This is a genomic window from Mesorhizobium kowhaii (genome assembly GCF_042431665.1).
Lineage (GTDB): Bacteria > Pseudomonadota > Alphaproteobacteria > Rhizobiales > Rhizobiaceae > Mesorhizobium > Mesorhizobium kowhaii.
The window spans coordinates 266,043-272,042 of record NZ_JBHLYT010000013.1 but is presented as its reverse complement, the minus strand read 5'-3'; the positions used below and the strand labels follow the sequence as shown (position 1 = coordinate 272,042).

The following is a 6,000-nucleotide window of genomic DNA, read 5'->3' as shown; positions in this document are numbered from 1 at the left end:
TTGAGGCCGGACAGGTCGGCGACGGTGTTGATCTCCTTGCGGAACCAGCCACCCATCTGCACGCCGGTGTTGCCGCCCGGCAGGCCGAAAAGGCCCTGCGTGGCGAGAAACTCGTTGAACAGGTCGATGCCGCCGCCATGATAGTGCCAGGCGTTCATGCCGCGCGCGTTGAGCGAAAAGGGAACCGCCGCACCGAGCGCCCATGTCGGGTCCTTGCCCCAGTAATAATATGCCACCGTGTGGCAGGCCTCGACCGTGCCGGCCGTGGTGGCGTCGGCGGCCTGCAGACCTGGCACGAGTTCGCCGGCGGCAAAGACCTGGATCTGGAAGTTGCCGTCGGTGGCTTCCGACAGCATCTTGGAGAACACTTCGGCGCCGCCATAGATGGTGTCGAGCGACTTGGGGAAGGACGAGGCAAGCCGCCACGTCACCTTGGGATTGGACTGGGCTATTGCCGGCGCCGCAAGCGTGGCCGCCGCCGCTGCAGCACCGACACCTGTAACACCAGCCTTGCGAATGAATGAACGACGATCCATGAAGTTCCTCCCTTTTGGACCAACAGACCCGACGTTCGGGAAATCCTCGCTCCCGTGTCGGTTCGCTCGAAACAATACACGGGCAAGAAGTCGAGTCCAGCACGGCGGCCCGATTTGACGGCGAAGCCCAGCTGCCCTGCAACTATAGTCTAACAGCCCGTTTCGTGGCCCATGCGACATGCTGAAACTTGTCATGGAAAAATACCGGCGGATCGCCTATTTTGTGGGCAGGATACCCTTTGCCCAGATGGAAAACAGAGCCAAAATGCATCAGCCGCTCGTCGCCATATCGACCGACGTCCGTCAGTTCGACAACTACACCTGGCATGCCGCCCCGCAGCAATATCTGGAGGCGGCGATTGCCGGCGCCGGCGTGTTCCCGGTGCTGGTGCCATCGTTCGGCGACAGGCTCGACTTCGACGAACTTCTGTCGTCGGTCGACGGCGTCATGGTCACCGGCTCGAAATCCAATGTGCATCCCTCGCTCTACGGCGGCGATGCCAGTGAGGCCAATGGCCCCTATGACCCGGCGCGCGACGCCACCACGCTGCCGCTGATCCGCAGGGCGGTGGAGCGCGGCGTGCCGCTGCTCGCCATCTGCCGCGGCATCCAGGAGATGAACGTGGCGCTTGGCGGCACGCTGGGCACCGAGATCCACGAGCGCGAGGGTTCGCTCGACCACCGCGCGCCGGTGAGCGACAAACAGGACGAACGCTTCGCCATCCACCAGACCATTTCGATCAAGCCCGGAAGCTGTCTGGCCGGCGTGTTCGGTGCCGGCGACATCAAGGTCAATTCGTTGCACCGCCAAGCGATCGACCGGCTCGGCCCGAAGCTGCAGATCGAGGCGGTCGCGAGCGACGGCACGGTCGAGGCGGTTTCGGTGCGCGACTCACGCGCCTTCGCCGTCGGCGTGCAGTGGCACCCGGAATATTGGGTCAAATCGGACAGCAACTCGGCCAAGATTTTCCGTGCCTTCGGCGATGCCGTGCGGCTGCACGCCGTGGCGAAAGCCGGTGCGCGTGCCGCGGCGGAATAATCAGTCAGCAGGCTTCACATCACCGGTGGCCGCCAGCGACAGCAATGGCGCGGCCGGGGCATAGGATTCGTAACCGTCGCCGTCCGCAACGGCGACGGTGACGATCGGATCGACGCCGTTGGCGCTGAAGGCGACCGTGCCGTCCTGTTCCTCCCGCCAGAACTTTGCCCGTTCGATGCCAGGCAGGAGCCGGCGACAGTTCGGCGCCACCGTCAACAGCGACAGGTCATCCGAAACCGACGCACCGCGCGTGACCGCGCACTTGCCTTCGTCGCCATTGGCCACCAGCCTGTAGCTATTGGACGGCGCGACCTCATCGGCGGCACTTTCACCACTGCCGTCAAGAAACAATTGAACGCCGCCAAACAGCGCGACGGCGGCGATCACCACGGAAAGCATTTTCATCATTCTTCATCCATGCACCTGGACAGGATGAAGAATGATTTCAAAGGGTTAAGCGGACGTTAATTAGTGTGGCAATGCAGAGCATCAATGGCTGCCGAGGACGAAAACGGAACTCGTCGGACTATTGCGGGACAGCCGGCGAATAGCGATCGGAAAGAAGCTTGAAGAGCCATTCGCGCTCGACATCGGTGGCGGCCGAAGCGAGATCGACTCGCTGGGCACCAGCGTCGACTGTCAGGCGGTTGCATGTATCGCCCTCGCGGAGTCTCAGCGATTTGAGCTGCGTCCGATCGATTTTGAGTTCGGTCCGTTTCGGAAACAGAGCGGACCATGCAGAGAATGACCTGGAGATGGGCATCTTGAAGGGCGGCATTCCCGGATCGTAGACGAGACCAGCGACCTCGAGCTTTATTATCTCAGGCACGGATCTCTGGAAAACCCGGCGAATGGACAGCATTGCGAACAGGCCTCCGACAGTCCATGCGCAAAGCCAGAATACGAGAAATGCCGTTCCGCCTCCAACAGGCATTGTCAGAAGCCGACGGGCGGCGGAAACCTCACCCACAGCCCAGCCGCCTAGCCAGAAAAGAATGAATACGCCTGCCAGATAGACTGTAGCGGGCGGTTTTGGATAGGGAATCGAAACGATCTGTTCCCGGCCACTGGTGACAACCGAGATCGTGGAATTTTCGGGCGGCTTCACAGCCATCGAGTTTGCCTTTTGGCTAGCCGGCAGCCTTCACATTCACAGTCTCCGGCACCGGCGTCAGCGGCCGGCGCTCGGTAAACCAGGACACCAGATTGTCGACGCACAGATCCGCCATGGCGCGGCGTGTATGGTCCGAGGCCGAGCCGACGTGCGGCAACAGCGAGGTGTTCGGTGCGTCGAGCAGCGCCTTGGGCACGTTCGGTTCGTCGGCAAAGACATCGAGGCCGGCAGCGGCGATGGTGCCGTTGGCAAGCGCTGCCGCGAGCGCTGCCTCGTCGACCGTGCTGCCGCGGCCGATGTTAACGAAGACGCCGTTGGCGCCAAGCGCCGACAGGACTTCGGCATTGACCGTCTTCTCCGTCGAGGCGCCGCCGGGCGCCACCGAAATCAGCGTGTCGACCGCTTCGGCAAGGCCCTTCAGCGTCGGATGGTACTGGTAGCCCAAGCCTTCGACCTGGCGCCGGTTGTGATAGGCGACCGGCAAACCGAAGACTTCCAGCCGCCGGGCGATGGCCAGCCCGATGCGACCCATGCCGAAAATGCCGGCCTTGCGCCCACGCAAGGTCAGCCGGCTCAGCGGATAGTTGCCCTTGCGCAGCCAGCTGCCGTCACGCAGCCAGGTTTCGGCGCGCGGCAGGTCGCGGACGGCGTTGATCAGCAGCCCGATCGCGGTGTCGGCAACCTCTTCGGTCAACACGTCGGGCGTGTTGGTGACCATGATGTTTTTCGCGGCCGCATGGCCGACATCGACCGAATCATAGCCGACGCCGAAGGAGGCGATGAGTTCGAGGTTGGGCAATGCATCCATCATCGCCGCATTGATGCCGGCGAACGAAGCGATGCCGCGCACGTTGCTGCGCATCTCGTCAGTGACCAGCGCCGGATCGGCTCGTTCAATCCTGACCCGGTTGAAGGTGTGGTCTATGCGCTCAATCGCATGATCGTTGAAATCGCCCGGCACCAGGATGGCGACGGTCTGCAATTGTTCGGCCTTGGTCATGCACGCTCCACCGGCTTGCCGGTCGACTGGCGCACATGCAGTTCCGGCTTGATCAGTTCCTGTGACGGCCGCACCGTCTGCCCGTTCAACTTGTCCAGCAGCGCGCTGGCAGCGCGGCGTCCGACCTCGCGCTGGCCGTTCCAGACCGTGGTCAGCGCCGGCGTCGCGATCGCCGCCTCTTCGAGATCGTCATAGCCGGTGACCGAGATATCGACGCCCGGCACCAAGCCGGCGCGCGCGATGCCGTTCATCAGGCCGATGGCGACAAGGTCGTTCCAGCAGCAGGCGGCCGTGGGCTTGTCCTTCAGCGCCAGGAACTGCCCGGCGGCCTCGAAGCCGGCCTGCTTGGTGCGCGGGCCGGCGATGCGCCAGGACGGCCCGACCTCCAGCCCGGCCGCCTCCATGGCGTTGACATAGCCCTGGTATCGATCGCGGCCGGTCGAGGTCTGGTCGGTGCCGCCGATCATGGCGATGCGCTTGTGGCCGAGCGAGATCAGATGGTTGGTGGCGAGCCCGGTGCCATAGGCGTCGTCGCCGCGAAAGACCGGCACGTCGGCGCCCTCGACCGTGCGTGCGATCAACACCGCCGGCAGGCCGTTCTCCTCGGCCATCAGGATGTCGGAAGCCGGCGTGCCGATGGCCGGCGACATGATGACGCCGTCAGCGCCGAGCTGCAGCAGCGTATCGATGAAGGTGCGCTGCTTTTCGAGCTGGTCATAGTGGTTGGACAGGATGAAGGTCTGCCGGCTGCGGTCGAGCTCGCTTTCGATCGAGCGCAGGATCTCGGCAAAGAACGGGTTCATGATGTCGTGGACGACGACGCCGACGATGCCCGAACGCGAGGTGCGCAGGCTGGCGGCGCGTCGGTTGTAGATATAGCCGATGGCGCGCGCATGTTCCTTGATGCGGTCGCGTGTGGCGCCGGCGACCAGCGGGCTGTCGCGCAGCGCCAGTGACACCGTGGCCGTGGACACGCCGAGCGCATCCGCGATCGTCGAAAGCTTGATTTTCTGTGCCAGCGACCTGTGCTCCCCGACCGGCCTAAACAGTTTAAAGGCGGCGTTATGCCATCGATCGGCAGCAAATCAAAGTTTTTTTGCCAACGCCTCCGCTTCGACATCCGAGGCCGCGCGGCTCTGCAGCCGAAGCCGGTGCTCGCGATGAACGATGTAGAGGCCGCTGGCGACGATGATGGCGGCGCCGACCAGTGTCCAACGGTCGGGAAACTGCTTGAAGACGATCCAGCCTGAAATGATCATCCACACCATCTGCGAATAGGGATAGGGCGCCAATGCGGTGGTCGTCGCCAGCCGATAGGCCTGGACCAGCAGCCAGTGACCGACGCCGCCGAACACGCCAAGCATGAGCAGCACGAACCAGTGCCAGCCATCATGCGGCAGGGAGAACGAAAACGGCAGCAAGGGCAAAAGCAGCACCGCCGGCGCCAGTGCCGAGAACAGGATGAGGCTTTCCGACGTCTCGCTCGCCGACATGCGGCGCGTCATGATGACGTAGAAGCAGTTCGACAGCATCGAGCCGAGCGCAAAGAGATGCCCGATGCCGAAAACGCCGACACCTGGCCGGGTGATGATCAGAACCCCGGCGAAGGCCGCCAGGATCGCCAGCCAGCGCCGCCAGCCGGCCCATTCGCCAAGCAGCGGGCCGGCAAGTGCTGTGATCACCATCGGGCCGAAGAAATAGATAGAGGTGGTTTCGGCCAGTTGCAGGGAGCGCAGCGCCAGGATGTTGAACATGGTCGAGCCGAACAGGAACAGACCGCGCAGGACATGCGCCGGCAGGTTGACCGGGCGAAACCGCACCGGTTGGCGCCAGCCGCGCAGCAGCGTGCCGACCAGCACGACATGTACGGCAAAGCGCACCCAGGCGACGATGAGCACTGAAACGCCGGCCAGGACGAGATATTTGCTGCTGGTATCGAGAAAGGTGAAGAAGACGTAGGTGGAAAGCATGCAGAGGATCGCCACCAGGGGCGTTGCGCTTTCTGGATGTCTTTGGGGAGCACTCACTTGCAGGCCGGGTGGGAAGCTGGGCTGAAGCCCACCTTTGCGGGAAATGTCGCTTGGCGGCAAGCCAATTGTCGGCTGCCGCCGCGCCAAAGCCGGCTGGCACAACAACAGCCGCCGGCAGGCTTAGTCCTTGGGGCCAAGGTGTGTTGAGATTCAGGCCGAGCCGGAGTCGAAGACGGGCGCGAAGCGACCAAACAAGGTGGCTTTCGAGAACCGGAGCGGAGCGTACTTAAAGTACGTGAGCACCGGAAGCGCAGGACGCCGGTTGCAGGCCGGCATCAGCT

The 6,000-nt window shown here is 63.4% G+C and carries 7 protein-coding genes; 1 reads left to right on the top strand and 6 read right to left on the bottom strand.

What is annotated here, in order from left to right; genetic code table 11:
- A partial coding sequence (locus ACFFNA_RS13425; RefSeq protein WP_378918851.1) for a TRAP transporter substrate-binding protein occupies positions 1-536 on the bottom strand: 536 nt, incomplete at its 3' end.
- A gap of 265 nt (positions 537-801) precedes the next feature.
- On the opposite strand from ACFFNA_RS13425, the gene ACFFNA_RS13420 reads away from it, so the two are divergent.
- Positions 802-1,575, top strand: a complete 774-nt coding sequence (locus ACFFNA_RS13420) for a gamma-glutamyl-gamma-aminobutyrate hydrolase family protein (protein WP_378918872.1) — start codon at positions 802-804, stop codon at positions 1,573-1,575.
- Here ACFFNA_RS13420 and ACFFNA_RS13415 read toward each other — a convergent pair whose 3' ends face one another.
- The 5 genes from ACFFNA_RS13415 to ACFFNA_RS13395 all read right to left on the bottom strand — a co-directional run bounded on the left by ACFFNA_RS13415 (position 1,576) and on the right by ACFFNA_RS13395 (position 5,659).
- Positions 1,576-1,980 (bottom strand): hypothetical protein, encoded by a 405-nt coding sequence (locus ACFFNA_RS13415; RefSeq protein WP_378918849.1) that lies wholly within the window; start codon positions 1,978-1,980, stop codon positions 1,576-1,578.
- A 121-nt stretch (positions 1,981-2,101) separates the two neighbouring features.
- Positions 2,102-2,689 (bottom strand): hypothetical protein, encoded by a 588-nt coding sequence (locus ACFFNA_RS13410; RefSeq protein ID WP_378918847.1) that lies wholly within the window; start codon positions 2,687-2,689, stop codon positions 2,102-2,104.
- A 16-nt stretch (positions 2,690-2,705) separates the two neighbouring features.
- Positions 2,706-3,689, bottom strand: a complete 984-nt coding sequence (locus tag ACFFNA_RS13405; protein ID WP_378918845.1) for a 2-hydroxyacid dehydrogenase — start codon at positions 3,687-3,689, stop codon at positions 2,706-2,708.
- On the bottom strand, positions 3,686-4,708 hold the full coding sequence (locus ACFFNA_RS13400) for a LacI family DNA-binding transcriptional regulator (protein WP_378918870.1): 1,023 nt from the start codon (positions 4,706-4,708) through the stop codon (positions 3,686-3,688). The genes ACFFNA_RS13405 and ACFFNA_RS13400 overlap by 4 nt, the downstream gene beginning before the upstream one ends.
- A gap of 66 nt (positions 4,709-4,774) precedes the next feature.
- A complete protein-coding gene (locus tag ACFFNA_RS13395) occupies positions 4,775-5,659 on the bottom strand; it encodes a DMT family transporter (RefSeq protein ID WP_378918843.1) in 885 nt (294 codons plus the stop codon).
- Positions 5,660-6,000: the final 341 nt, after the last annotated feature.

Excerpts from the sequence above, each read along its gene's own strand:
- ACFFNA_RS13420 (WP_378918872.1), top strand. The coding sequence starts at position 802 with ATGCATCAGCCGCTCGTCGCCATATCGACCGACGTCCGTCAGTTCGAC.
- ACFFNA_RS13415 (WP_378918849.1), bottom strand. The coding sequence starts at position 1,980 with ATGAAAATGCTTTCCGTGGTGATCGCCGCCGTCGCGCTGTTTGGCGGC.
- ACFFNA_RS13410 (WP_378918847.1), bottom strand. The coding sequence starts at position 2,689 with ATGGCTGTGAAGCCGCCCGAAAATTCCACGATCTCGGTTGTCACCAGT.
- ACFFNA_RS13405 (WP_378918845.1), bottom strand. The coding sequence starts at position 3,689 with ATGACCAAGGCCGAACAATTGCAGACCGTCGCCATCCTGGTGCCGGGC.
- ACFFNA_RS13395 (WP_378918843.1), bottom strand. The coding sequence starts at position 5,659 with ATGCTTTCCACCTACGTCTTCTTCACCTTTCTCGATACCAGCAGCAAA.